The sequence below is a fragment of the Hyphomicrobiales bacterium genome (assembly GCA_016710435.1).
Taxonomy (GTDB): Bacteria; Pseudomonadota; Alphaproteobacteria; order Rhizobiales; family Aestuariivirgaceae; genus Aestuariivirga.
In genome coordinates this window covers 923,584-945,000 of the sequence record JADJVV010000001.1, presented here as the reverse complement: position 1 = coordinate 945,000, position 21,417 = coordinate 923,584, and the positions used below count along the sequence as shown (strand labels likewise).

At 60.9% G+C, this 21,417-nt stretch carries 24 protein-coding genes and 1 tRNA gene (1 of these 25 only partly in view); 7 read left to right on the top strand and 18 right to left on the bottom strand.

Annotation, left to right across the window (positions count from 1 at the left end):
* On the top strand, nucleotides 1-1,044 hold the 3' portion of the coding sequence (locus tag IPM06_04595; GenBank protein ID MBK8769694.1) for an alpha/beta fold hydrolase. Its footprint begins 75 nt before the window's first position; 1,044 of the gene's 1,119 nt are visible here — the last part of the coding sequence; the start codon falls outside the window, past its left edge; its stop codon occupies nucleotides 1,042-1,044.
* Here the strand turns inward: IPM06_04595 and IPM06_04590 are convergent.
* Nucleotides 1,030-2,166: a class I SAM-dependent RNA methyltransferase gene (locus IPM06_04590; GenBank protein MBK8769693.1), complete on the bottom strand. Its 1,137-nt coding sequence runs from the start codon at nucleotides 2,164-2,166 to the stop codon at nucleotides 1,030-1,032. The two genes, IPM06_04595 and IPM06_04590, sit on opposite strands and share 15 nt — an antisense overlap.
* A gap of 21 nt (nucleotides 2,167-2,187) precedes the next feature.
* The gene (locus IPM06_04585; protein MBK8769692.1) at nucleotides 2,188-2,772 is read right to left on the bottom strand and encodes a DUF4126 domain-containing protein; all 585 of its coding nucleotides are present in this window, start codon (nucleotides 2,770-2,772) and stop codon (nucleotides 2,188-2,190) included.
* A 175-nt stretch (nucleotides 2,773-2,947) separates the two neighbouring features.
* Here IPM06_04585 and IPM06_04580 point away from each other — a divergent pair, with 175 nt between their 5' ends.
* From IPM06_04580 to IPM06_04570, 3 genes are all read left to right on the top strand, one after another.
* Nucleotides 2,948-4,168 (top strand): FAD-dependent oxidoreductase, encoded by a 1,221-nt coding sequence (locus tag IPM06_04580; protein MBK8769691.1) that lies wholly within the window; start codon nucleotides 2,948-2,950, stop codon nucleotides 4,166-4,168.
* Nucleotides 4,169-4,202: 34 nt separating this feature from the next.
* Nucleotides 4,203-5,192: an inositol 2-dehydrogenase gene (gene iolG / locus IPM06_04575; GenBank protein MBK8769690.1), complete on the top strand. Its 990-nt coding sequence runs from the start codon at nucleotides 4,203-4,205 to the stop codon at nucleotides 5,190-5,192.
* A 318-nt stretch (nucleotides 5,193-5,510) separates the two neighbouring features.
* A tRNA-Met gene (locus tag IPM06_04570) sits at nucleotides 5,511-5,587 on the top strand.
* 471 nt (nucleotides 5,588-6,058) lie between these two features.
* Here the strand turns inward: IPM06_04570 and IPM06_04565 are convergent.
* From IPM06_04565 to IPM06_04540, 6 genes are all read right to left on the bottom strand, one after another.
* Complete coding sequence (locus tag IPM06_04565) at nucleotides 6,059-7,576, bottom strand: SAVED domain-containing protein (GenBank protein MBK8769689.1); 1,518 nt, start codon at nucleotides 7,574-7,576, stop codon at nucleotides 6,059-6,061.
* A 12-nt stretch (nucleotides 7,577-7,588) separates the two neighbouring features.
* Entirely contained in the window at nucleotides 7,589-8,491 is a 903-nt protein-coding gene (locus IPM06_04560; GenBank protein ID MBK8769688.1) for a nucleotidyltransferase, read from the bottom strand.
* Nucleotides 8,491-8,988 carry an HORMA domain containing protein gene (locus IPM06_04555; GenBank protein MBK8769687.1) on the bottom strand — a complete coding sequence of 166 codons (498 nt, stop codon included), beginning with the start codon at nucleotides 8,986-8,988 and terminating at the stop codon, nucleotides 8,491-8,493. The genes IPM06_04560 and IPM06_04555 overlap by 1 nt, the downstream gene beginning before the upstream one ends.
* Nucleotides 8,985-9,461: a hypothetical protein gene (locus IPM06_04550; GenBank protein MBK8769686.1), complete on the bottom strand. Its 477-nt coding sequence runs from the start codon at nucleotides 9,459-9,461 to the stop codon at nucleotides 8,985-8,987. The genes IPM06_04555 and IPM06_04550 overlap by 4 nt, the downstream gene beginning before the upstream one ends.
* The gene (locus IPM06_04545; protein ID MBK8769685.1) at nucleotides 9,461-10,375 is read right to left on the bottom strand and encodes an ATP-binding protein; all 915 of its coding nucleotides are present in this window, start codon (nucleotides 10,373-10,375) and stop codon (nucleotides 9,461-9,463) included. The genes IPM06_04550 and IPM06_04545 overlap by 1 nt, the downstream gene beginning before the upstream one ends.
* 70 nt (nucleotides 10,376-10,445) lie before the next feature.
* Nucleotides 10,446-10,685 (bottom strand): DUF2188 domain-containing protein, encoded by a 240-nt coding sequence (locus IPM06_04540; protein MBK8769684.1) that lies wholly within the window; start codon nucleotides 10,683-10,685, stop codon nucleotides 10,446-10,448.
* Between the two features lie 129 nt (nucleotides 10,686-10,814).
* On the opposite strand from IPM06_04540, the gene IPM06_04535 reads away from it, so the two are divergent.
* Together IPM06_04535 and IPM06_04530 are read left to right on the top strand one after the other, a co-directional pair.
* A complete protein-coding gene (locus IPM06_04535; protein MBK8769683.1) occupies nucleotides 10,815-11,132 on the top strand; it encodes a helix-turn-helix transcriptional regulator in 318 nt (105 codons plus the stop codon).
* Nucleotides 11,129-12,031: an ImmA/IrrE family metallo-endopeptidase gene (locus IPM06_04530; protein MBK8769682.1), complete on the top strand. Its 903-nt coding sequence runs from the start codon at nucleotides 11,129-11,131 to the stop codon at nucleotides 12,029-12,031. Before IPM06_04535 ends, IPM06_04530 begins: the two co-directional genes overlap by 4 nt.
* Nucleotides 12,032-12,243: 212 nt before the next feature.
* Here the strand turns inward: IPM06_04530 and IPM06_04525 are convergent, their stop codons facing one another.
* A complete protein-coding gene (locus tag IPM06_04525; GenBank protein MBK8769681.1) occupies nucleotides 12,244-12,438 on the bottom strand; it encodes a helix-turn-helix transcriptional regulator in 195 nt (64 codons plus the stop codon).
* A gap of 129 nt (nucleotides 12,439-12,567) precedes the next feature.
* Between IPM06_04525 and IPM06_04520 the strand changes: the two genes are divergently transcribed.
* The gene (locus tag IPM06_04520; protein MBK8769680.1) at nucleotides 12,568-12,978 is read left to right on the top strand and encodes a hypothetical protein; all 411 of its coding nucleotides are present in this window, start codon (nucleotides 12,568-12,570) and stop codon (nucleotides 12,976-12,978) included.
* Here IPM06_04520 and IPM06_04515 read toward each other — a convergent pair.
* From IPM06_04515 to IPM06_04475, 9 genes are all read right to left on the bottom strand, one after another.
* Nucleotides 12,975-13,280: a DUF736 domain-containing protein gene (locus IPM06_04515; protein ID MBK8769679.1), complete on the bottom strand. Its 306-nt coding sequence runs from the start codon at nucleotides 13,278-13,280 to the stop codon at nucleotides 12,975-12,977. The genes IPM06_04520 and IPM06_04515 overlap by 4 nt on opposite strands.
* Nucleotides 13,277-13,573 (bottom strand): DUF2274 domain-containing protein, encoded by a 297-nt coding sequence (locus tag IPM06_04510; protein MBK8769678.1) that lies wholly within the window; start codon nucleotides 13,571-13,573, stop codon nucleotides 13,277-13,279. Before IPM06_04510 ends, IPM06_04515 begins: the two co-directional genes overlap by 4 nt.
* Nucleotides 13,574-13,576: 3 nt before the next feature.
* Complete coding sequence (locus IPM06_04505) at nucleotides 13,577-14,806, bottom strand: TrbI/VirB10 family protein (GenBank protein ID MBK8769677.1); 1,230 nt, start codon at nucleotides 14,804-14,806, stop codon at nucleotides 13,577-13,579.
* The gene (trbG, locus tag IPM06_04500; GenBank protein MBK8769676.1) at nucleotides 14,806-15,816 is read right to left on the bottom strand and encodes a P-type conjugative transfer protein TrbG; all 1,011 of its coding nucleotides are present in this window, start codon (nucleotides 15,814-15,816) and stop codon (nucleotides 14,806-14,808) included. Before trbG ends, IPM06_04505 begins: the two co-directional genes overlap by 1 nt.
* Nucleotides 15,813-16,532, bottom strand: a complete 720-nt coding sequence (locus IPM06_04495; protein MBK8769675.1) for a conjugal transfer protein TrbF — start codon at nucleotides 16,530-16,532, stop codon at nucleotides 15,813-15,815. Before IPM06_04495 ends, trbG begins: the two co-directional genes overlap by 4 nt.
* A gap of 19 nt (nucleotides 16,533-16,551) precedes the next feature.
* Entirely contained in the window at nucleotides 16,552-17,835 is a 1,284-nt protein-coding gene (gene trbL, locus IPM06_04490) for a P-type conjugative transfer protein TrbL (protein ID MBK8769674.1), read from the bottom strand.
* Nucleotides 17,836-17,928: 93 nt separating this feature from the next.
* Nucleotides 17,929-18,666, bottom strand: coding sequence for a P-type conjugative transfer protein TrbJ (trbJ, locus tag IPM06_04485; GenBank protein MBK8769673.1), 738 nt, complete (start codon nucleotides 18,664-18,666; stop codon nucleotides 17,929-17,931).
* Nucleotides 18,663-21,152, bottom strand: a complete 2,490-nt coding sequence (locus IPM06_04480) for a conjugal transfer protein TrbE (GenBank protein ID MBK8769672.1) — start codon at nucleotides 21,150-21,152, stop codon at nucleotides 18,663-18,665. Before IPM06_04480 ends, trbJ begins: the two co-directional genes overlap by 4 nt.
* Nucleotides 21,146-21,412, bottom strand: coding sequence for a VirB3 family type IV secretion system protein (locus tag IPM06_04475; protein MBK8769671.1), 267 nt, complete (start codon nucleotides 21,410-21,412; stop codon nucleotides 21,146-21,148). Before IPM06_04475 ends, IPM06_04480 begins: the two co-directional genes overlap by 7 nt.
* Nucleotides 21,413-21,417: the final 5 nt, after the last annotated feature.

Here is a 21,417-nt window from a genome sequence, read left to right as displayed (position 1 = left end):
TTGCTGAAATCCGAGATTTTCACATTGCCTCCCCTCTACCGGGCCCGGGCGTGGCGTATCCTCTATAGCACGCGCGACTATGCGGGGCGGCCGCTGGTGAGTTCCGGCATGGTGGTGATTTCCACCGTGCCGCAGAAGCAGGCGGGGCCGCGCAAGATCGTGGCCTGGGCGCACCCGACGACGGGAACGCAGCGGGCCTGCGCGCCGACACTCACGCCGCTGCCGCACAAGACCATCCTCGGCGTCAATGAGTTCGTCAGTCTCGGCTATGCCGTGGTGGCGACGGATTATCCGGGTCTCGGTACGCCGGGTCCCACAGGCTACCTCGTCGGAAAGGGACAGGCCTATGCGCTGCTCGATGCGGTGAAAGCGATGCAGCAACTGCCCAACACCGGCACGGGCCGGGACGTGATGCTGTGGGGCTATTCTCAGGGTGGGCATGCGGCGCTGTTTGCTTCGCTTCTGGCTGAGCGGTACGCACCGGCCTTCAACATCAAGGGCGTGGCGACGATTGCACCGCCGACGGATTTGCGGCGGCTCCTCCTCGCCAATATCGGATCAGTCGAGGGCCGCGTGCTGGCGGCTTTCACGCTGCAGTCCTGGGCGGTGAAATACGGGCTGTCGCTTCGCACCATCGCCGATGGCAATTCGCTGTCGGCAGTGCTGGCCATCAATGGATTGTGCATCGACACGGTGTCAGGGCAGGTGGGCGTGCTGAAGGCACAGAAAAAACTCGGCAAGCAGTTCCTGCTCTATGATCCGGGGACGGTGAAGGGATGGAGTTCCGCACTCAGCGACAACAGCCTGACCGTGTTGAGTACCGGCACGCCCGCCCTCATCATCCAGGGCGACCGCGATGACATCGTGCGGCCGCAGGTGACGATCGATACCTTCCGCGCCAGTTGCCGCGCAGGCGCCAAGGTCAAATATGTATCGCTGGCCGGCCGCGGCCACACCACGGCGCCGCAGTTCGGCGTTGCCACCGCCGTCTCGTGGATTGCCGACCGCTTCGCAGGACTGCCCGCGCCGTCATCCTGCCGCTGACGGCGCTTCCGGAAGGGTGGCGGTCTTCCACAGGTGAACGCGCAAGCCGCCATGCAGGACGGTGATTGGCTTGCCGCGAAAGGGAAGACCGGTGGCACGCGCCAGTGTGGCGTCAGTTGTGAAAAGGCCGACACGCCAGCCGCCGAAGCGTTCGCGCAGCACGCGGCCCAGCGTTGCATAGAGATCGAGGAGCGGGGCCTTGTCGCCGATGCGCAATCCATAGGGTGGATTGATCATCACCAGTCCGGGCGGACCATCGGGGCGCATCACCTCGCTCACGGGCCTGCAGGTGAAGGATGTGACATCGGCCACGCCGGCGCGGGCGGCATTTTCGGCGGACGCACGGACGGCGCCGGCATCACGGTCGGAGCCGGTGAAGCGCGGGGGTTCACCGCTGTGAAGGAGCGGACTATCCTTCAATGACTGGAAGCGCGCGGCATCGAAAGTGGCGAGGTGCTCGAAGGCGAAGGCGCGATTGCGCCCGGGCTTCAATCCCAGTGCCCATTCCGCGGCCTCGATGACAAAGGTCCCCGAGCCGCACATGGGATCAAGCACGGGTTCGCGGCCTGCGTATCCGCATTCCCGCAACAGCAGTGCGGCCATGGTTTCGCGCAGCGGCGCCTTGGCCATGGCCTGCTTCGAGCCGCGTTTGTGCAGCAGCCCGCCCGACGTGTCGATGCTGATCGTGCACAGGTCCTTTTCGATCCGCGCCTTCACCACGATCACCGCATCTTCCGTGATGGGCGCGCCGCCTTCCTCCGCGATGGCGGTGGCGATGCGCTGGGCGGCGGCGCCGCTGTGATAGATCTTCGACTTGCGGCAGGTGGCCTCAACCGCGACGGGGACGCCGCGGCGCAAGACGGTCTTCCACGGAAAGGCGCGGGCGCGCTTGTCCAGTTGCGCGAGATGGGCGGCGTGGAAGCTGCCGATGCGGGCGAGCACACGGCTTGCCCCGCGCAGTTCCAGATTGGCGCGCCAGACATCAGGCCATGTGCCGGAAACGGTGACGCCGCCGGTTTCGCGCGAGACAGCGGAAAAGCCCGCGGCGCGGGCCTCTGCTTCAAGGGCCTGTTCGAGGCCGGGGATGGCCACAAGAAAGATGGGGAAGGGTTCGGCGGTCATCAGATGAATGGCATCCGGGCATCAGACCGGAGCGCTGGCCTTTCGCTTGCGGCGGCGCAGGATGATGCGCCAGGCGATGACGATGAAAACGAGGGCCGCGATGGCGGCCAGCACGGGAGCAAGCATCGCCAGCACCGTCATGACGATCGCACCGATGATTTCGCCCGTGGCCAGCACATGATTGCCCAATCCCCCCGTGAGGACGGTGGAGCCGCCACGCAGGATGGTGGTGGCGCCCTGGGTTGCCGCAGCAGCGCCGCCGCCCGCGATGATGGCGAGCGTCCATTTCATCATGGGCGGAAAGTCCGACATGACGGCGGCCGAAATGGCGATGCCGGCGCCCACCGCTGTCGGGCCTGCCAATCCATCCAGCAGGTTGTCGAGCACGGGAACATAATAGGCGATGATCTCGGTTACCGCCGCCACGGCGAACATCAGGAGTGCCGGCGTCGAGGCGACCCAGCTGAAATCCTGCGAGACGGGCAGATAGCCCGCCTTCACGGCGAGGCCCATCAGGAGCAGGGGCAGGAATACACGGAAGCCAGCCGCCGCCGCCAGCCCCACGCCGAGCGCCACGGGAAGCACATATGCCAGAAGATCGGTCATCGGCCCTTCATAGCAAAGCCTTTCCGAAGCCGGGAGAAGAAAGCCGCGCTTGACGAGCGTGTGGAATTTATGTTCTATAAGAATATTATCAAGAACAATAATTCCATCTCCCGTGGTCTGACCGGGTGAGGGAAGACGTTGAACTCGGTTTTGCTTTGGCTGATAGAACCCGCGCATGAACACCATTTCCAGAATCGTCATCATCGGTGCCGGCATGGCCGGCGCCCGGGCTGTCATCAATTTGCGCGCCAACAACTATGAGGGCGCCGTCACGCTGGTCGGCGATGAAGCGCTGATGCCCTACGACAGGCCACCCTTGTCCAAGGCTTCCATCCTCGCCGATGCCGACCCTGAACCGGTGTGGCTGCTGGACGAGGGCATCGCCCAATCCCTGAAGGCCGACGTCATCAAGGGTGTCGCTGCCACGGCGATCGACCGCGCGGCGAAGCAGGTGACGCTGAGCGACGGGCGCCGCCTTCCCTACGACAAGCTGCTCATCGCCACGGGGGCGAAGCCACGCCGCCTGCCCATTCCAGGCGGTGAGCACGCGCTACTGTTGCGGAACCAGGAAGACATGATCCTGCTGCGGCAGCGCTTCAGGCCGGGCAAGTCGGTTGTCATCATCGGTGGCGGATTCATCGGGCTGGAGCTTGCCTCGTCGGCGGCGAAGAAGGGGTGCAGCGTGACGCTGATCGAAGCGCAGCCGCGCATTCTGATGCGCGGCGTGCCGGAGCCTGTGGCCAGGATCGTTCACGACCGCCATGTGGCCGCGGGTGTGACCATGTTGACGGGAACGGGAATCGCGCATCTCACCGCCGATGCCGTGCATCTGGCAGATGGCCGCGTGCTGCCCGCCGACACGATCATCGCGGGCATCGGTGCGGCACCCGAGGTGACGCTGGCCAAGGAGGCGGGGCTTGTCATCGACAACGGCATCGCCTGCGATGCGCAGATGCAGACCTCCGATCCCGATATCTATGCGGCGGGTGATTGCGCGTCTTTCATTCACGGCAAGTACGGCAACCGCCGCATCCGCCTCGAGGCCTGGCGTTCGGCCCAGGACCAGGCGGCGACGGCGGCGGAAAACATGCTGGGTGGAGCCAAGCAGAATGTGGCTGTGCCATGGTTCTGGTCCGACCAGTATGAACTCGGCTTGCAGATTGCCGGCATGGCCGATGGCGCAACCGAGACCGTGGCGCGGCAGACCACACCCGACGCGCTGGTGCTATTTCACCTTGCGGCCGACGGCACGCTGCTGGGCGCAAGTGGCATTGGCCCCGGCAATGCCATTTCGCGCGACATCAAGATGGCCGAGATGATGATGGCCAAGGGCGTGAAGCCGCCCAAAGACGTGCTGGCGGATCCCGCGCAGCCCCTCAAATCGCTCATTCGCTAGTTCCAACCCACACAGAGAACGGAGACATTCAAAGATGATCAGATTTGGCGTGATCGGCGCAGGCCGCATCGGCAAGGTGCATTCGGCCACCATCGCCGCGAACCCCAAGGCCAAGCTGGCCTTCATCGCTGACGCGATGCCCAAGGCCGCCGAGGAGCTTGCCGCCAAGCACGGCGCCAAGGTTGCCAGCGTCGACGAGATCATGAAGTCGAAGGACGTGGATGCCGTGCTCATCGGTTCTCCCACCGGATTCCATGCCGAGCAGATCCAGGCCGCGTCCAGCGCCGGCAAGGCCATCATGTGCGAGAAGCCGGTGTCGCTGTCGGTCGAGATGATCCATCAGACGCTGAAGGTGGTGGAGAAGAACAAGTCCACGCTGATGATCGGCTTCAACCGCCGCTTCGATCCGAACTTCGCCGAACTTGAGCGCCGCATCCGCGCCGGTGCCGTGGGTGATGTGGAAATGGTGACAGTGATCAGCCGCGATCCTTCGCCGCCGCCCGCCGAATACGTGAAAGGTTCGGGCGGCTTGTTCCGCGATATGATGATCCACGACTTCGACATGGCGCGCTTCCTCATGGGCGAGGAGTTCGTCGTGGTGAACGCATTGGGCTCGGCTCTCGTCGACAAGGCGATCGGCGAGGCCGGCGATGTTGATACCGCAGCGGTGCAGATGCAGACCAAGTCCGGCCGCATCGCCGTCATCACCAACTCGCGCCGCGCCACCTATGGCTACGACCAGCGCATGGAAGTGCACGGCTCGAAGGGCATGCTCTCGGCACGCAACATCCACAACACCACGGTGGAACTGCACAACGGGCAGGGCACGCAGGCCGACCCGATCCAGAACTTCTTCCTGGAGCGCTACGTCCAGGCCTACGCCAACGAACTCAACACCTTCATCGGCGCAGTGGAAAGCGGCAACCGCGATCCGCGCCCCAGCGGCTTCGATGGCCTGCAGGCGCAGATCCTCGCGGATGCGGCCACGGAAAGCTGGAAGACGGGCAAGCCCGTCAAGGTGTAAGCGGCGCGCTTCACGCCACGCGCAAAATCAATGGGGAGCTTCCGTTGCCGGAGGCTCCCCATCACAAACTGGCGACCCGGGTACGCAGTACCTTATCCCGGATCCTCCGGACACTTCCCCGCTCAGGGTTACGCATGTCGTGGAGCCAGAGTAATCCGGCGCGGGTTTCGAAAGGGTTTCCAAAACAAAGTTTTGTATGAACAAGTGGTTATGGCCCTGTGCGGAAGCGGCTCAACCCGGCAAAAATAGTCTGACAAAGGGGTTGCTTTGGGCCCGCCAGACGCATAGATACGCCTCACCGCGCGTAAGCGTCTTTGACGCGGGATGGAGCAGCCCGGTAGCTCGTCAGGCTCATAACCTGAAGGTCGTCAGTTCAAATCTGGCTCCCGCAACCAAATAAAAGCCCGCTGTCTCAATGAGATAGCGGGCTTTCCTTTTTCCGGCATCAACGCAGAAAGCCGCTCTGGGTTACACCTGGGTTACAAGCGAAAAAGAAATTGCGGGAAGTTTCGACTTTGGTCTCGGGTTTAGCGCCAAAAGCTCACGTTCAGGCCTTTCGTGACGCATTTGCGTACACATTCATTGCTGCGAAAGTGAGCGCGGTACGAACTCCCAGGAAATGCTTGACGCAACGATTGTTGGCCTCGTCGCGCTGTCTCGTATTGCGGTTGGTAATGGCGTTATCTTCAATGCCGCGAAGTGGCAACAACTGAGCGACTAACGCATTTCCACCTCGCTAGAATCTACGAACGCCCTAATCGCTGTGCTCGACCTCCCATTCCCGCGCGTTGCTGAGGGTGAGGATGGCGGCACGCAACTGCCAAAAATTATGCCCCTCTCTCTTGGCGGCCCATCACCTTCTTCCTTCAATCGACGATGAAAGACGGATGGTAAGACTTGTTGCCGCCCCGGTCAAAATCGAATTCATAGACAATGCAGGGCGCAATGCTCTGGTGATGCTGCCCAAGATAGAAGAGAAGCGTGTTGGGCACCGCCGCGAAGATATGAACCACGGTATCGGGATCAGCCTCTTTCTCCTGTCGCAGCACGGTGGCGATCTGCTCGGCAAGCGCCGCGGCATGCGCACCTCCCGTAACCTTCTGGTGGCCCGTCCCATCCGGCAGTGAGAAGCTCTGGAGCCTGCCGGCCTCCGGGACGGCGCGCGCCACATACTGGCGGAGCTGCGCCTCTGTGGGCTGCGCGACGCTGATCGCAACGGCGATCGCGGAGCCGGCGTCGATCTCATGCCGGGCGACCGTAAACGTCGCCCCGGCGCTGCCATCATCAGGCCGCCAGACGCGCGCGCCGACGCGGCCCTTCTGCACAAGCTCAACGGCGACGGCGGACTTAACGTCGAGGACAGCCCCCGAAAGAAACGCAATGGAAGCATGCGCGTCCAGGATCAGACGCAAACGCGGCGACTTGCGCGCCGCCTCGCGCAGGAACGCCTCGACACGCGGACGAATGTCACGCTGCCATTCGCGCCCCTCCTGAAGGTAGCGCTGCCGGAAATCATCGGTGAGCAGGAGCGTGTTTTCAGACGAGGCGCCCGCTATGTCGGCAGCTGGCCCCAGGAAGCTCCGGATCGCGACCGGCAGAAAATCTTCCGCCTCCACGCGTTTGGCGATCAGACCTTCCTCACGGCAGATGCGCAGCAAAGTCTCGCGGGTCAGGGTATTGAGCTGCCGTATCTTCAGCTGGCGAGCCAGCTCGTCATAGCGGAAATCGGAATTGCTGGCGTTGAACGCCATGACGCCGACAACCTGCGCCTTGAAGTTGATCTGCGACCGCAGCTCATCGAGGGTGCGATGCCCCTCGATGATGCGAAAGCCGCCGAGTACGGCGCGCAGTTCATCATCGCTTCCCAGTCCCAGATGTTCGCGCCAGAGCCGACGGACCTTGCCCATGCGGCTGCGGTCGGTCGTTGTCCCGTCGAACAGCTTCTCCAGCATCAGCGTACGATCATTGCCGGAGACGAGATCGGCCAGCGGATCGCCGTCCTTGATGCGGTATGTGGTGACGAACGAGAAGTGGGCCGTCTGGTCAGCGGGCACCTTCGCCCGCGCGTCCTTCAGCCTCTGCAGGATCGATACGGTCTGCGCGCCGATAAACTCGGGCCTGACGAAATCCTCATAGCCGAACCGCCCGCCTGTCTCGGTGTGCCACTTGATCTGATGGTACTCCGCGTGGACGCGGTCAGGTCCGGAACGCGCGACCGGCGGATCATAGCGCACGACAACATCATCGAACGCTTTCGGGCCGTTCGCCTCGAACGTCACCTCGACGACGCAGGACGTGTTGTCGAGAAGATTGAGCGCGTTCTCCCAGAACACGCGAGACTGATAGTTGTCGCCGTGCCAGCGCGCCGTGACGGCGTCAGCCATGAGAGTCCTCCGTCATGACAGCGGGAACTTCTTCCCGAACAAGGCGCGCCACGCAGCGAGGGCCTCGCCGTTGCGGCCCTGACGGGCGTGATTGATGGCAACAGACGCCTCGCGGCTCGCCGCCATCAGCAGGTCGCAGGCGCGCTGCTTGCGGGCGTTGTCCATGCCGTCGCTGATAGGCGGCCCGAGCCCCGCCGGGTCCGGCCACGTGTCGAAGATGCGGTCGGCAAGCGTGGCGAACAGGGCCTGTAGTTCGTAGTCAAACCGGCCCTGCCATCCGCCGTGAAGGCATTCAAGCGCCATGACCTCGATCAGGAAGGACGGCTTCACCGGCTTGTCAGCGCCGTGTTTGGGGTTGTTGTTCCAGTATTTGACCATGCGGACGAGGCCCTTCCACTCATTGGAGAAGGCCTGATGGGCGGCAGTCGCCTTGTCGGCATGGATCTTCGGGTTGGTCTTGATCCACTTGCCGGTGTCGGTGTCCGGAATCTCATAGTCGTCGCCGGCGGCGAAGGCCGGAACGACATCGACGCTGAGGACGCGGTAGTCGGTGTTGTCGTCGGCGTCGACTACGACGCCGAAATCGACATTCACCGATCGGCTCTGCTTGCGCACCGCGTCCTTGCCGTACTTCTCAACAAGCGCGTCGTAAAAATCCTTGATGACCACGGACGGCGCCTTGTTGCGGTAGTGGCGCTCCGACTCTTTCAGGACGAAGAAGATGTCGATGTCCTTGAGCGGCTTGGTCTTGGTATGGCGTTTGTAGGAGCCGGTGAGGAAGCTGTTGTCGATCGCGAACTTGGTGTCGAGATAATCGCGGACCTCGTTCTGGCGCGCCGACGCGTTCGCCTGCTCCTTGTCGTTGAGCTCAAGGCGGCTCTTGAATTTCCGGAACGCCTCATCCGTCGTTAGCATCAGCTCTTCCTCCAGTAGGCGGCGCTCCCGCCGAGGCCGTAGTGCTCGATGGTCGAGCCGAGGCTGTGCCGGACGAATCCATCAGTGGAGCGGCCCGCAACCGGGCCCCATCCGGGGACATCAGGCCGCCCCGGCTTGTTCTTGAGCAGGATGTCGTAGGTCGCGTCCGCAGGCGCTACGCCGGCCTTGCGGATCGCGTATTTGAGCTGCTCGGTATCTGTCCAGAAGCTGCCGTCGCCCGACCAGCCATAGACGATGTCGATATCCCAGCGGACGATGAGGACATTGGTGCGCGGATCGAATACCTCGAGAAAAACATGCTCGAGGTCGCCGGTGCCGAGCCACGTCTTGATGGCCCGCATGTTCGATTCCCAGTCATTGGCGAACTTCGCCGGATCGAGCCCGCTCAGGCGGATGATATCCTTGAAGCTCTTGAGGATGTTGTCCGCGAGATAAGTGACGGAGTGCGTGTAGGTATTGACGGCGACGTTGGTCATGAGCCGAGGAATCCTTTCGGATCGAGGGTGAGGGTCGAGGCTGCCGCCTTCTCCGCGCCGCCCGCGTCTTTGACCGTCTCATCAATGTCGCGGGCGGTGATCCGCGTGCTGTGCTTTTTGAGAGCGGCCTGGACCCATGCGAGGTCATCGGCCAGACACGGCAGCGAGACGCGCCAGTCGCCCTTAAGAGGATCATAGCCGAGCGCCGCCTCGTTCTCGCCGCTGCCGTCGATGGCGTCCTCGTCATAGAGGCAGTAGATGCGGGTGCGCGGACCGTCGCAGGTGACGGTTATCGCAGAGTCCTTCGGCGCCTGATCGGCGATCACGCTGGCGGCGACGCCGCCGACGGCGAGAAGCTCGCTCCGCGCGGTACCGGCAACGCCCCTGGTCAGCAGGTCGACGATGGCGGTCCAGGAATCGAGGGCATCGCGATTGGGGGTGCTCCGGAAGGTGCGGCTGGCGACAGTGCTCATTAGTCGTTTCCTCCCGCCGTGCGGCTTTCCTTGGCGGCCTTCGCGGCGGCGAGGATGTTGTCGATCGTCACCTGCGCCGGGTTCATCGCCGTCTGCGGACTGCTGGCGATGGCGTTGGCGACCATCTTCCTGATCGCCCGCCCGTCAAGGCCGACGCAGGCCTTCGCGCATTGCGCAAACTGGGGCGCAGCCGCGAGCTTGCCGATTGCCGGATAGGTCCGGGCGAGGCCCGTAAGGCAGTCCTGCAAAATCCGCGCGCAAGCCGCCGCGTCCGGCAGCGGCACCTGAACTACGAGATCGCAGCGCGATGTGAAGGCGCTGTCGACCGCCTGCGGGAAATTGCTGGTCGCAACAAACAGGAGGTTGGGATGCGTCTCCGCGAGAATGTCGAGCTGCACCAGAACCGCATCAGTGGCGCGGTGGATGTCGACGGGATTGGCTTCCAGGCTCATCTTGGAGCGGTCGGCGGCGAGGGTTTCAACTTCGTCCAGCAGCACGATGGTCGGCCCGGCGGCGGCGGCCTCGGCGATGGCCTGCGAGAAAAGGTCCGAAACCGCGCGCTGCGTCTTGCCCATCGCCGAGCTGGTGAGGGTGTGCGGCTCAACTTCCAGAAGCCTGAACTTGCCGCCCGCGAACGACTCGGCGGTGCGGTGTGCAAGCCCCCGGGCGAGCGAGGTCTTGCCGGTGCCCGGCGGACCGACGAGCAGGATGACGCCATGCAACGGGATCACGCTGCGATCGACCTTGCCGCGCATCGTAAAATTGAGAACGGCCTGCGAGAGCAGCCGGCGCTTGAGGTCCTCATCAAGAATGATCGAGTCCCAGAGCGTGCCGAGTGCCGGGTCCGGCAGCTGGCGGCTGCGCTGGATACCTTTAGGAAGATCGGCAAGGTCGCTGATCGGCATGTGCTTCATCGCAGTTTCGCTTTCCGGCGCGGCGCGCCCATCGGAACAAGGCCGCGCGCGATGCGCGGCCTCTCTTTGTTCAGCCCTGGGGCGGGTTGGGGTCCCGGCCATGGCTGTCGCTCTGGGCGATCCGACCATCCCGGTTGTGGATGCGGAGCTCGGTCTCCTGGCTGCGGCTGACCTGCCGACCATGGTCTATCGCCGCCTGCTTAGTATCGAAATGGCCTGACGCCCGGTCTGCACCGCCTCGTCTGACGTCCCAGCCTCCGCCCTTGTGCGGGACTACATGATGTGTGTTAGGGCCTTTTTTGGCTACCATATTTTGATTTCCTTTTGCTTTAAGATCATCTAAAATACGTCTATTCCGAACAATATGGACTCAAAAAATGCGCGTTGTCAAGCATCTAAAGTAGTGCTACTCAGAACAACAACAAAAAGGAGGTCTCCCGTGCCGACGCCGCTTGGCGAGAAAATCCGCACCCTGAGGAAAGCCAAGGGCTTCACCCTCGACAAACTGGCCGAACTGGCCGAGTCCAGCAAAAGCTACATATGGGAATTAGAGAATAAGGACCCGCCGCGGCCCTCAGCCGACAAGATCGCGAAAATCGCGATCGCCCTCGATGTCACGCCCGACTATCTGATTACCGATCAGGTTCAGGTCGAGGATGCGACGGACACCGCCTTCTTTCGCAAATACCAGAGCATGGCCGCGCCAACGAAGGAGAAGATCCGGCGGATGCTAGACCTCATCGGTGACGATGAATGACGGTGACGTTTACGCCCGAACGCTGGGCCTTCGAAATCACGCATGTGCTGAACGCCGCCTTTGGGGCTGACCGGTTCCCGATCGACATTTCGATGATCGCCCGCGAGTATTCAAAGCAGCGCTATCCTCACGACCCGATCGTCAGCGTCCAAGGTGACGATCTTCCGACCTTCGACGGCGCGCTCTTCAAGGCGCGCGAAGGCCGCAAGGGATGGGGGATCATCTACAATAACGCGATAACGTCCAAGGGGCGGATCAACTTCACACTGGCGCATGAATTCGGGCACTACCTGCTCCACCGCGTCGCCTACCCGAACGGGTTTCAGTGCGGGCAGCAGCAGATCGTGCGCTGGGATTCCGAGTACGGCCAGGTCGAGCACCAGGCAAATGTCTTTGCGGCAAACTTCCTGATGCCGCTCGACGATTTCCGGCGGCAGGTTCCCGACAACGCCAAGGTGGATATCGATATCCTGCGGGCCTCCGCAGAGCGCTACAAAGTCTCGCTGATCGCTGCCGCACTTCGCTGGCTCAGCTACACGCGCAAGCGGGCCATTCTTGTTGTTTCCCGCGACGGCTACATTCTCTGGGCGCGCTCGAGCGACCCGGCCTGGCGAACCGGCGCATTCTTCAAAACCTCGGCGGGACCGATCGAAATCCCGACTTCGTCCCTGCCGCTCAATCCCCATCTTCTCACCGATGGCCGCGGCAGCCTCGAGCATGACCGTGGCGTCTGGCTGCGTGAGTCGGTGCGCGAGACGACGATCTTTGCCGAGCACTATGACTTTTCGATCTCATTGCTGATGCTGGAGGACAGCGCGCCCGTCTACTACGGCGAGGCAGAAGCAGAACCTGATACCTATGACCGCTTCGTCCCGCCGGCGCGCCGTCGAGAGTGGTAACGTTCCAGCTTTCCAATTCGGGGCCACGACCATCGGGAACTGTATGGTCAACATGACTTGACACTATCTTGCACTTCACAAATCACGTGTTGCACTTCGTAGGAAGGATAAGAGGCGCACCACTCACGGATCACTGGCTATTGGCGGAACGACAGCGCTTGCTCGCCCCATCATTCGAATGGATGCGCCCAATAGCAGAAATGAATGCAACACTATCTAGACACACCAAAAATCGTCTTCATTGCCTTCTCTGGACTGAACCGCAAAATGTTGGCAATCGTAACGAACTCCACTACGTCAACTCTGCGCTGGCCACTTTCCAACCGAGCCACGAAGGACTGGTATTCGCCGAGTTTCCTTGCCAACTCGGTCTGAGTCAGACCAGCGGCTACTCGCTTGGCGATGATGATTCGACCAATGCTTTGTGTTGAGGAGATTGTAGCGTCTTTCCCAATTTGCCCGCCGTGATTTAGTGGGCAATTGAGATAATCTGAATTCCAGATTATCTTAAAAGTAGATAATTGGGAGTCACCTACGTGATCTCAGACTCGTTCGTGTCCGCCGATCACTTTCACCTCGAATTGGTCAGGACCCTAACGGACGACCAAAGTCAGGGCATCAATCTACGCCTAGTGAACGAAGAAGGGGTGGCGATCATGACTTTTGCGCTGCCGGTAGACATTGTCCGCGCATTGACTGTCAGCGAAGATGAATGCCTGCTTGCAATGTCACTGCGTGGCAGTATCACCGTTTATGGTGGCGACTACCAACCGCGTCGACTCTTAGAGATCGATTTAGATGAGCTGATCGAACAGAACCTTGCTCCCGAAATGCTCGAAGACGAACCCAATCTGAAAGCCCAGCTGCAGGAACTCCGACGCAAACTGATGGAATCTCTGGCCCTGGTTGAGAGAACACTGGCCGGTTTGGCCAAGCCAGAAACCTAACCCTTCCTCCGCCACACCAGCGTCAACTTGCCATTGTCCTCGAACATGGCGCAGCGCATGGGTTCGTGGAAACTCGGATCATCAATAATCGCACTAAGATAGTCGCGCGGTTCTGCCTCATGGGTCTTGGCCTTCCAGGCGGCACCCACTTCCTGCATCCCGAACAGCACCTTGAAGTCTGGCCCCTCCTCGTTCGGCTTGTTGTCGATGGCGACCAATCTGAACTTGGCGTGAATTGTCAGAGTCCGGATTGACCCGACATAGCCATCGGTGTCTGGCACAAAATGTCCAATGACGGTCATGGCGCGTCTCCTTCTTCGCTTGCTGTGCCGTTCCTTCTGGCTCGCGGGCGCTTGGGCGGCAGCGGCAAGGCCATGGGTTCCGTATCCAGATCCTTCCGTGCCTTCCTGAAAGCCGCATCACCCTTCAGGAAACTGTCCAGCATGAAGGGCACGAGTTCCGCCACAGGCTCCTCGGCCCCGTAGGTCCGAGCATAAAGCCTCGCATAGTCATCAAGCGCTTTTTTGAGGTCGGGCGTGAGCGTGATGGTGAGTTTGGAGGGAATGCGATCGGGCAATGCTTGCAGCTTCAGCATGGCTCACCTCACATTGGGTTTGGGATAGGGATCAAGCACCAGATCCTTGTGAACGATGATGCGAAGTGGCCAGCCGGGTCGCACGGTGATGGTTGGCTGCACATCGAGCTGGCGCTGCACGAGGGATTGTCCGGCCCTGTCGGTGTTCTGGGCGGCGGATTGCTGGAGTGCTGCCACCAGATCGTCGTTGCTATTCCCCACTGACAGTTCCGTGCCGACACCCAAGAGTGTGGCAAGGGCAATGCCCTTCAGGAGCTGCCAGGTGTGATAATCGACTTTGTCTTCGAGACCCGCATAGCCGCCCTCATCAGTGGCGGGGAGATTGTCGATGACAATGGACGAGCCGTCCGGCCGGATCAGTCTTTGCCAGACGACAAGCGCGCGTTTCTGGCCGAAGGCGACGACACTGTCATACTTGCCGATGATCTTGGTGCCTTGCGGGATCAGAAGATGGCGGCCAGTCACCGTGTCATAGACCTGTTCTGTCACCTGGCCGATGACGAAACCCGGCAGATCAGAGTTCAAGCCGGTGATGAGGCTTGCGGGGATTATTGAGCCCGCCATCAATGTGTAAGGCGACACTGGCTTCTGCAGGGTGTGAGGATTGAGTGCGTCGCCGTCAGGCTTGCCGTTCAGGAAGGCGAGCTTCTTGTCTTGAGCCGTCTGGGGGACCTGCGGTGCCGGTTGTCCTGTCGCGTCATTCGGATTGGGCAACATCGTGAAGGGCGATGGCTGCTGCGCTTCACCTTGTTGGCCTGCTTCCGGTTCACCTGTCTTCCGGACGGTGGCGACGGAATAAAACAGCTTGGACTCTCGCCCCTGCTGGGCCAGCCGGGCCAGCCGGATACGATCGGCCCGGGCAATGTCAGCCTCTGGGTCGGGCTGAAAGGGTTTGTCAGCAATCGGCAGTTCCGGCGGCGCTTTGGTGTCGACCTTGTGCATGGCGTCACCAATGTCGCCCGGCAAAGGTGGTCCGAGCTTGGGGATGGCATCATAGGAAGATGGCAGGCCTGCCAGGCCTTCGGCTGTGAGCTTCCGGTCAGTGTTGTAGAGCTCCTGCGGTTCCTTCCCGCCCCGAAAGTCCGGCGGATCAAGGGCCACCAGCACCGCGCCAAACAGAACCAGCGACAGAACAGCTGTTCCGGCCATCAGGACCTTGCGGTTGATACGGCGCACGGGCTTTGGCCTGACTCTGAGCTCAATGTCTTCCGGCGGACGTGACTGCTCTGCCATCACTTGTCTCCCCGTGCCGAGAAGAGGTAACGGCGCCTGGGTTGCACGGCGTCAGTGCGGATAATGCGAATAACACTTTGCGGCTTGGTGCCGAGGCGCAGCTCGGCAGAAGCAAAGAGCCGGTCAACGATATAGGTGTTGCCCTTGACCCGGTAGTTGACCAATGCGGGTTTACCGCCCGAGCTCTGCACAAAGAGCGGTGGCGCTTCGCCCTGCGGCAGCGAGCTGGGGAACTGGATATAGACCTTTGCACCATCATCGAAAACGCGGGCGGGGGCAAAGTCACCGCGTCCTACAATCCGGTAGTGGAAGTTGAGATTGTCGAAGGTCTGGGCGTCATCGATGGAAATGCCATCTGCCCCCGTGAGCCCCTCATTCTTCTTCCGGATGGCAATGAGATCATCAGCAGGATAGGACCAGGAGAGAGACGACATTGAGGTCATCTCGGTCGATTGCAGCTCCAGATGATAGGTGCGCCGCTCCGTGGTGATCACCATGTTGGTGGAGAGATCGGCAGCAATGGGCTTGGCCAGAATGTGAACCTGAGCCAATGCTCCTTCGCCACTGGTTGTGTCACCGACAATCCAGCGCACCGTGTCACCGGTCGAGACCGAGACCAGTTTTTCACCCGGCTGCAGGGCGATGTCGCTCACTTGATTGACTGAGGCATAAAGCCGGTAGAGGGCGCCTGCTGAATAGGGATAGACCTGGATGGCGTTGACATAGCCGGCCTTGGTGGGTTCCTTGGTGGCTTGCGCATTGGCGTCATCAACCCGCATCAAGGGATCATCGATCTCTTCGACGGCGTCTCCCTTCTTCTTTCCCGGCAGCTTCTTCAATTGGCCGGGGAGCGGCAGGACTTTTGGCGTCTCAACCACCTTTACCGGGGCTTCCGGTTCGCCAATGACCTTGGCCTCAACAAAAGGTTCATCGGCGAAGCTGTTGAGTTTGGCCTGCGAGGTGCAGGCAGCGAGTGCAAACATAGAAACACTGAGAACGAGAACCTTCATTGGGAACCTCCTGGGGCTTTGGGGGGATTTGGGGGATCGAGTTCGCGCGACCAATTGATGGCGTTGACATAGATGCCGAGCGGATTGGCCTTGAGGGTCGCGGCGTCGCGGGGTGGCTTCACGATGATGGTCAGGACACCCGTGAAACTCTCCGTCGCCGCAAGCGAGCCATTCTCAAAGGCCTTCTCCCGCCACCTCAGCTGAAACGAGGTCGGCGAGGCCCGCACCACAGAGGTGATCTCGATGGACACTGACCTGCGGCCAATCTTGGCAAAGGGATCATTGTCGCGGGCATAATCGTTGAGGGTCAGGGCGGCCCGGTCGGTGGCATAGTCATAGGCCTTGAGCCAGTTCTGCTTCACCACCACCGGATCAATGGAAATCCCCCGCACATGTTCGATGAAACGCGCAAGTTCCGCCGCGATCTGCGCGTCACTGGGTTCATAGCGTTCGACGGCGGGTGCAACGGCCCGGATCTCACCACCCCGCTCGACTTCGACCACATAGGGTGTGACTCGAGATGTGGTGCTCATCACCGCTATCTGCGCCGCAAGCCCACCCGTCATGATCAAGCAGCCGAAAGCCATCAGGCGCCAGTTGCGCGCCTGGACACGGGCACTGCCCAGGCGTTCGTCCCAAACCTGGGCCGCTTTCTGATAGGGTGTGACGGGAATCTCGGACTCGCCGTAGTGCAACGATGATCGTCTGAAGCGCATGGATAAGACCTTTCGGAGATTAGCTGTCGGGATTGAGATCGGGGCCTTCGCTCGCCGAACCGCGATCGCCCTCGCGGATCGACTGGCTGGCCACGGTCCCGGCACGGGTCATCTGTTCACGGCGGCGTAGGCGACGCGCCCAATCAGGCTCGGCGGACGAGGGCGAACTGCCACGACCTGAGCTCCCAGCTCCAGAAGCTGCTGCACTTCCGCCTGCTGCCTTGAGGCCGTAAGCCGAACCCTCGCGATAGGCATCGCGCATGGGCGCTGACGCCTTTGAGGCTGCATCCTTGAGGGGCTGGCCCACAGTGGCATTGAGTGCGCCGCCGACCCCACCAGCCTTGAAGCCTGCCTGCGCTGCACCGGACAGAGATGCTGCCGAGGTGACGGCACGGCCTGCACCAGCGGCGGCACCCCGCGCCAGAAGACCTGCCCCTGCGGCTCCTGCCACACCAGCGGCCGCAAGACCTGCCGCAGTGCCAACGGCGGCCCCGGCGCCCAGTTGAGGCGCGCCTGAAATCAATCCCGCTGCGATGCCGGGCGCAAAGATGGCCAATCCAAAGACAGCAATAGCTGCCAGGATATGGGCTGCCGCCTGTTCCAGCGTGATATCGCCTGTAGGTGCAGCGGTGAGCGTGCCAAACAGCGTGGAGCCAATGCCCACCACGATGGCGAGGACCATGAGCTTGATGCCGGAGGTCATGACATTGCCGAGCACCCGTTCGGCAAGAAATGACGTCTTCCCAAACAGCGCAAAGGGCACGAGGATGAAGCCCGCCAGTGTGGTGAGCTTGAACTCCAGGATGGTGATGAAGAGTTGAACTGACAGGATAAAGAACGCCAATAGCACAATGATCCAGGCGAGCAGCAGCACGGTGATAGTGACGACATTGTCAAAGAACGAGGTGAAGCCCATCAGGCTTCCGGCCTGATCGAGCAGCGGCTGCGAGGCGGTGAAGCCCGTGCCGGCGACAAAACCGGGGCGCATCAGGTCAGTCGCTGTGAGCGTTGAGCCCGACGCCTTCAACCCCAGACTGGCAAAGCTGTTGAAGATGACCGACGACAGGCTTGCAAAATTATTCAGGAGAAAAGCAAAGAAGCCGACATAGAGGATCTTGCGGATCAACTGCGCAACGACATTGTCTTCATGAGACAGTGACCAGAACAGACCAGCCAGGATGATATCGATCGCCACCAGCGTCGAGGTCAGGAAACTGACATCGGGGCTCAGGATGCCAAAACCTGAGTCAATATAGGTGACGAAGGTTTGGGTGAATGTGTCGATGATATTGAGATCGTCCATGGGCGGTCACTTCGTTTGAAAACAAGGGGTCTCGATCCCCGGACGGATGGGTCCGTCCGAGACTGTTGCTGTGATGCCGTGAAGTCTGTCCGGTTACGGCGTGTAGGCGACGCCGTCCCCGACAAAGCTCTGGAAGCGCAGCCGTGACTCTTCCTGTGATGACAAAGCCCGCGCCCGGTCCAGGGCCTGGGCTCGTTGATCGGCCGCCATCAGGTTCTGCAATTGCAGCTGCTGCTTGATACCAAGGCCCAAGAGCTCGTTCCCCGCCTGCTGGACCTGCAAACTGCCAACGGCACTTCCAGACTTGGACAAGAGATCAGACAGGGTATTGCCGTCTTCCGTGGTATTCTCGACCACCTTGGCTTCGAGACTCATGCTGCGCTTGAAAGCGGATAGGGTCTCATCCCAGCGGGATTTGGCCTGCTTCAGGGACTGGTCATTGGTAAAGGCTGACGCATACTCATCCGGAAACAGGTCCTTGATCTTGGACTCGGTCGCCTTCACATCCATGGCAATGCCATTGGCCTCGTCGAGTAATGACTTGATCTCTCCCATGGAGTCCTTGAGATCGCCGGCGACAGATGAACCTAGTTGTTCGAGATTGAGGTCCATCTTCATCAACATCTGGGCCTCGTTGGTGAGCTGCTTCACCTGGTTCTCGATCTCGGTGAGTGACCTAATCGCGGTCAGCAGATTCTGCTTATAGTTCCACGGATCGAAAACGGTGAGGGCTTGCGCGGGCCGCGTTGCAATGGTCGTTGCGACGAGACCCGTCGCCACCATCACACTGGCAGCCAGAGCAAGATGGATTTTGGATGATCGTGTGGTCATGAGGTTACTCCTGTGGCGATGGTTGGGGATTGCGCCGTCCCGTGGTCCGGATGGGTATGGCCAGTTTGACCTGTCGCTCTGGCAATGAGATCGGCCTCGTGGGCAAAGCCCTTGGCCCTGAGAAAGGCGATGACGAAGTCGACCTCGTCATGCACCTTCTGGAGTTGGTCCATGAGACGCTGGTCTTCCGGCCGAGAGGCACCACAGATGGCCAATGCCAGAGGACCAAGATTGAGCTCAAACAGGCGGTTGCCCCGTGCCGTCTGGGCGTAATAGTCCTGCTTCGGTGTGGCCCGGGAAATGATCTCGATCTGCCTGCTATTCAATCCGAAGCGCTCGTAGATCTCCCTGATCTGCGTCTCGATGGCGCGATCATTGGGCAGGAAGATGCGGGTTGGGCAGCTCTCGATGATGGCAGGTGCAATGGTGCTGGAGGCGATGTCGGACAAGGATTGCGTGGCAAAAACCACGGCAACATTCTTCTTGCGCAAGGTCTTGAGCCAATCACGAATGCGGGACGCAAAGAGCGGCGAATCCAGAAACAGCCAGGCTTCGTCCAGAATGAGCAGCGTTGGCCTGCCATCGAAGTGGGATTCAAGGCGATGGAAGAGATATGTGAGGACCGGCAACACCAGTCCCTTGGTCTCCATCAAGCCTTCCAGCTCGAAATGCATGACACTGGCAAAACTGAAGCGGTCCTCCTTGCCGTCCAGCAAGGATCCCCACGGTCCCTCCAACGCGTAGGGCTGCAACGCCTGCCGCAACCTGTTGGATTGCAACAGCAGCGAAAGCCCCGTGAGGGTGCGCTCTGGCTTCGGCGCTGACGCCAGATTGGTGAGCGCTGCCCAGACCTCATCCTTGACGGCCGGATCGGTGGCAACACCTTCATGGGACAGCAATGAGAGAACCCAATCCCTGCCAAAGGCCCGCGCTACCGGATCGTCGATGTCCGCCAGTGGCTGAAATGCGATGCCACCGCCAATGGAGAGATCGAGCGCTGTGCCACCCATCATTAAGGCGGCAGCGCGGGCTGACCGGCCCTTGTCGAAGATGAAGACCTGGCCCCTGTCATAGCGCCGGAACTGCAAGGCGAGCATGGCAAGCAACACCGACTTGCCCGCACCCGTAGGTCCGACAATGGTGGTGTGACCCACGTCGCCGACATGCAAATTCACGCGGAAAGGCGTGGACCCTCTTGTTGCTGCATGCAGCAGGGGCGGCTCGTTGAGGTGCTCATTCCAATGCGGCCCCGCCCAGACACTGGAGATCGGCATGATGTGAGCCAGGTTCAGCGTGTGAACGATCGGCTGCCGCACATTGGCATAGAGATGCCCCGGCAATGATCCGAGCCAGGCCTCGACGGCGTTGAAACTTTCGGTAATGCAGACAAAGCCGCGTGTGTTGATGACACGCTCGATCTGCCGCAGCGCTTCACCAGCCTCGACTGACGTCGGTGCAGTGACACTGACCGTTGTCGTCACATACCCGAAGGCGACATCACCTGATCCCAAATCCTCCAATGCCTCATTGGTCTCAGCTGCTTTTGAGGCCGCATCGGTGTCAAGCAGCACGGTCTCCTGATTGAACAGCACTTCACGCAGGATCGCTGCAACCGACTTACGTTTTGCGAACCATTGCCGGCGCTTGCGGGTGAGAAGTGTCTGGGCCTCGGTACGGTCAAGCGCAATCCAGCGGGTGACCCAGGTGTAAGCCAAGGCGAGATCGTTCAACGCATCGAGGAGCCCTGGCGTTGTCGTCCCCGGCAAGCCGAGGATCGTGAGCGTCCTGAGATGCTGGTCCCCCAGCTTCGGCGCCATGCCGGCCGTGAAGCTCGTATCCGCCAGCAGTGCATCGAGATAGGCTGGGACGGCGGTAACTGAAACAACATGATCCTTGCTTGAAACACGTCCGTGCAGATGTGTCAGCGTCTCTTCATCATCAAGAAACCTGATCTCGGGCAGGATGGTCGCCAGGAGATCAAGCGCGCGCTCCGTCTCCGCCTTGAAGTGATCCTGCCATTCGAATCCCCGCGCTTCCGACGCAAGTGTCTCATCATCACCGCGTTCAACCAGATAGCTACCGGCCTTGTCCTGCCTCTCAGCGGGCGGCAACCAGCACAGGGCTAATGTGTAGTTGCTCTCAAAGTGCCCCGCTTCCGCTTCGAAGCTCTTGCGCCGTTCCTCATCGACCAGCAGCGAAATCGGATCAGGAAACTCCGACAGCGGATAGGTGGACGCCTCTTTGCGGGCCGCCTCGAAGAACAAGGCCCAGCCGGAACCGAAGCGCTTCAAGACATTGTTGATGCGCGCCGTCACGGAAATGAGTTCCGCTTCCGTGGCGCTTTCGAGATCAGGACCGCGATAGTGCGCGAGCCTCAGAAAACTGCCATCCTTGTTGAGGATGATACCCGGCCCCACCAGGAAGCCCCAAGGCAGGTAATCGGAGAGCAGTTTGGGCTTCTTGGCATACTCGGTGAGGTTCAGCATGCGAGAAACCCCTTGTGCCTTGCGTGCCGAGAAATTACCTCGGCAAACTGCACATCTTTGCGCGCCGCCGCGGCCGCAACGGCATGGCCCACCACCCAGACCAGAAGCCCGACGATCCAGAGTCTGAGACCCAATCCAAGGGCAGCAGCGAGTGTACCGTTGAGGATGGCAAACCCGCGCGGTGCGCCACCCAAGAGGATAGGATCAGTCAGGGACCTGTAGAGGGGGACTTGAAAGCCGGGGAGATGGGCGTTCGACATGTTGA

Coding starts and splice junctions, on each gene's coding strand:
- IPM06_04590 (MBK8769693.1), bottom strand. CDS start 2,166: ATGACCGCCGAACCCTTCCCCATCTTTCTTGTGGCCATCCCCGGCCTC.
- IPM06_04585 (MBK8769692.1), bottom strand. CDS start 2,772: ATGACCGATCTTCTGGCATATGTGCTTCCCGTGGCGCTCGGCGTGGGG.
- IPM06_04580 (MBK8769691.1), top strand. CDS start 2,948: ATGAACACCATTTCCAGAATCGTCATCATCGGTGCCGGCATGGCCGGC.
- iolG (MBK8769690.1), top strand. CDS start 4,203: ATGATCAGATTTGGCGTGATCGGCGCAGGCCGCATCGGCAAGGTGCAT.
- IPM06_04565 (MBK8769689.1), bottom strand. CDS start 7,576: ATGGCTGACGCCGTCACGGCGCGCTGGCACGGCGACAACTATCAGTCT.
- IPM06_04560 (MBK8769688.1), bottom strand. CDS start 8,491: ATGCTAACGACGGATGAGGCGTTCCGGAAATTCAAGAGCCGCCTTGAG.
- IPM06_04555 (MBK8769687.1), bottom strand. CDS start 8,988: ATGACCAACGTCGCCGTCAATACCTACACGCACTCCGTCACTTATCTC.
- IPM06_04550 (MBK8769686.1), bottom strand. CDS start 9,461: ATGAGCACTGTCGCCAGCCGCACCTTCCGGAGCACCCCCAATCGCGAT.
- IPM06_04545 (MBK8769685.1), bottom strand. CDS start 10,375: ATGAAGCACATGCCGATCAGCGACCTTGCCGATCTTCCTAAAGGTATC.
- IPM06_04540 (MBK8769684.1), bottom strand. CDS start 10,685: ATGGTAGCCAAAAAAGGCCCTAACACACATCATGTAGTCCCGCACAAG.
- IPM06_04530 (MBK8769682.1), top strand. CDS start 11,129: ATGACGGTGACGTTTACGCCCGAACGCTGGGCCTTCGAAATCACGCAT.
- IPM06_04515 (MBK8769679.1), bottom strand. CDS start 13,280: ATGACCGTCATTGGACATTTTGTGCCAGACACCGATGGCTATGTCGGG.
- IPM06_04510 (MBK8769678.1), bottom strand. CDS start 13,573: ATGCTGAAGCTGCAAGCATTGCCCGATCGCATTCCCTCCAAACTCACC.
- IPM06_04505 (MBK8769677.1), bottom strand. CDS start 14,806: ATGGCAGAGCAGTCACGTCCGCCGGAAGACATTGAGCTCAGAGTCAGG.
- trbG (MBK8769676.1), bottom strand. CDS start 15,816: ATGAAGGTTCTCGTTCTCAGTGTTTCTATGTTTGCACTCGCTGCCTGC.
- IPM06_04495 (MBK8769675.1), bottom strand. CDS start 16,532: ATGCGCTTCAGACGATCATCGTTGCACTACGGCGAGTCCGAGATTCCC.
- trbL (MBK8769674.1), bottom strand. CDS start 17,835: ATGGACGATCTCAATATCATCGACACATTCACCCAAACCTTCGTCACC.
- trbJ (MBK8769673.1), bottom strand. CDS start 18,666: ATGACCACACGATCATCCAAAATCCATCTTGCTCTGGCTGCCAGTGTG.
- IPM06_04480 (MBK8769672.1), bottom strand. CDS start 21,152: ATGCTGAACCTCACCGAGTATGCCAAGAAGCCCAAACTGCTCTCCGAT.
- IPM06_04475 (MBK8769671.1), bottom strand. CDS start 21,412: ATGTCGAACGCCCATCTCCCCGGCTTTCAAGTCCCCCTCTACAGGTCC.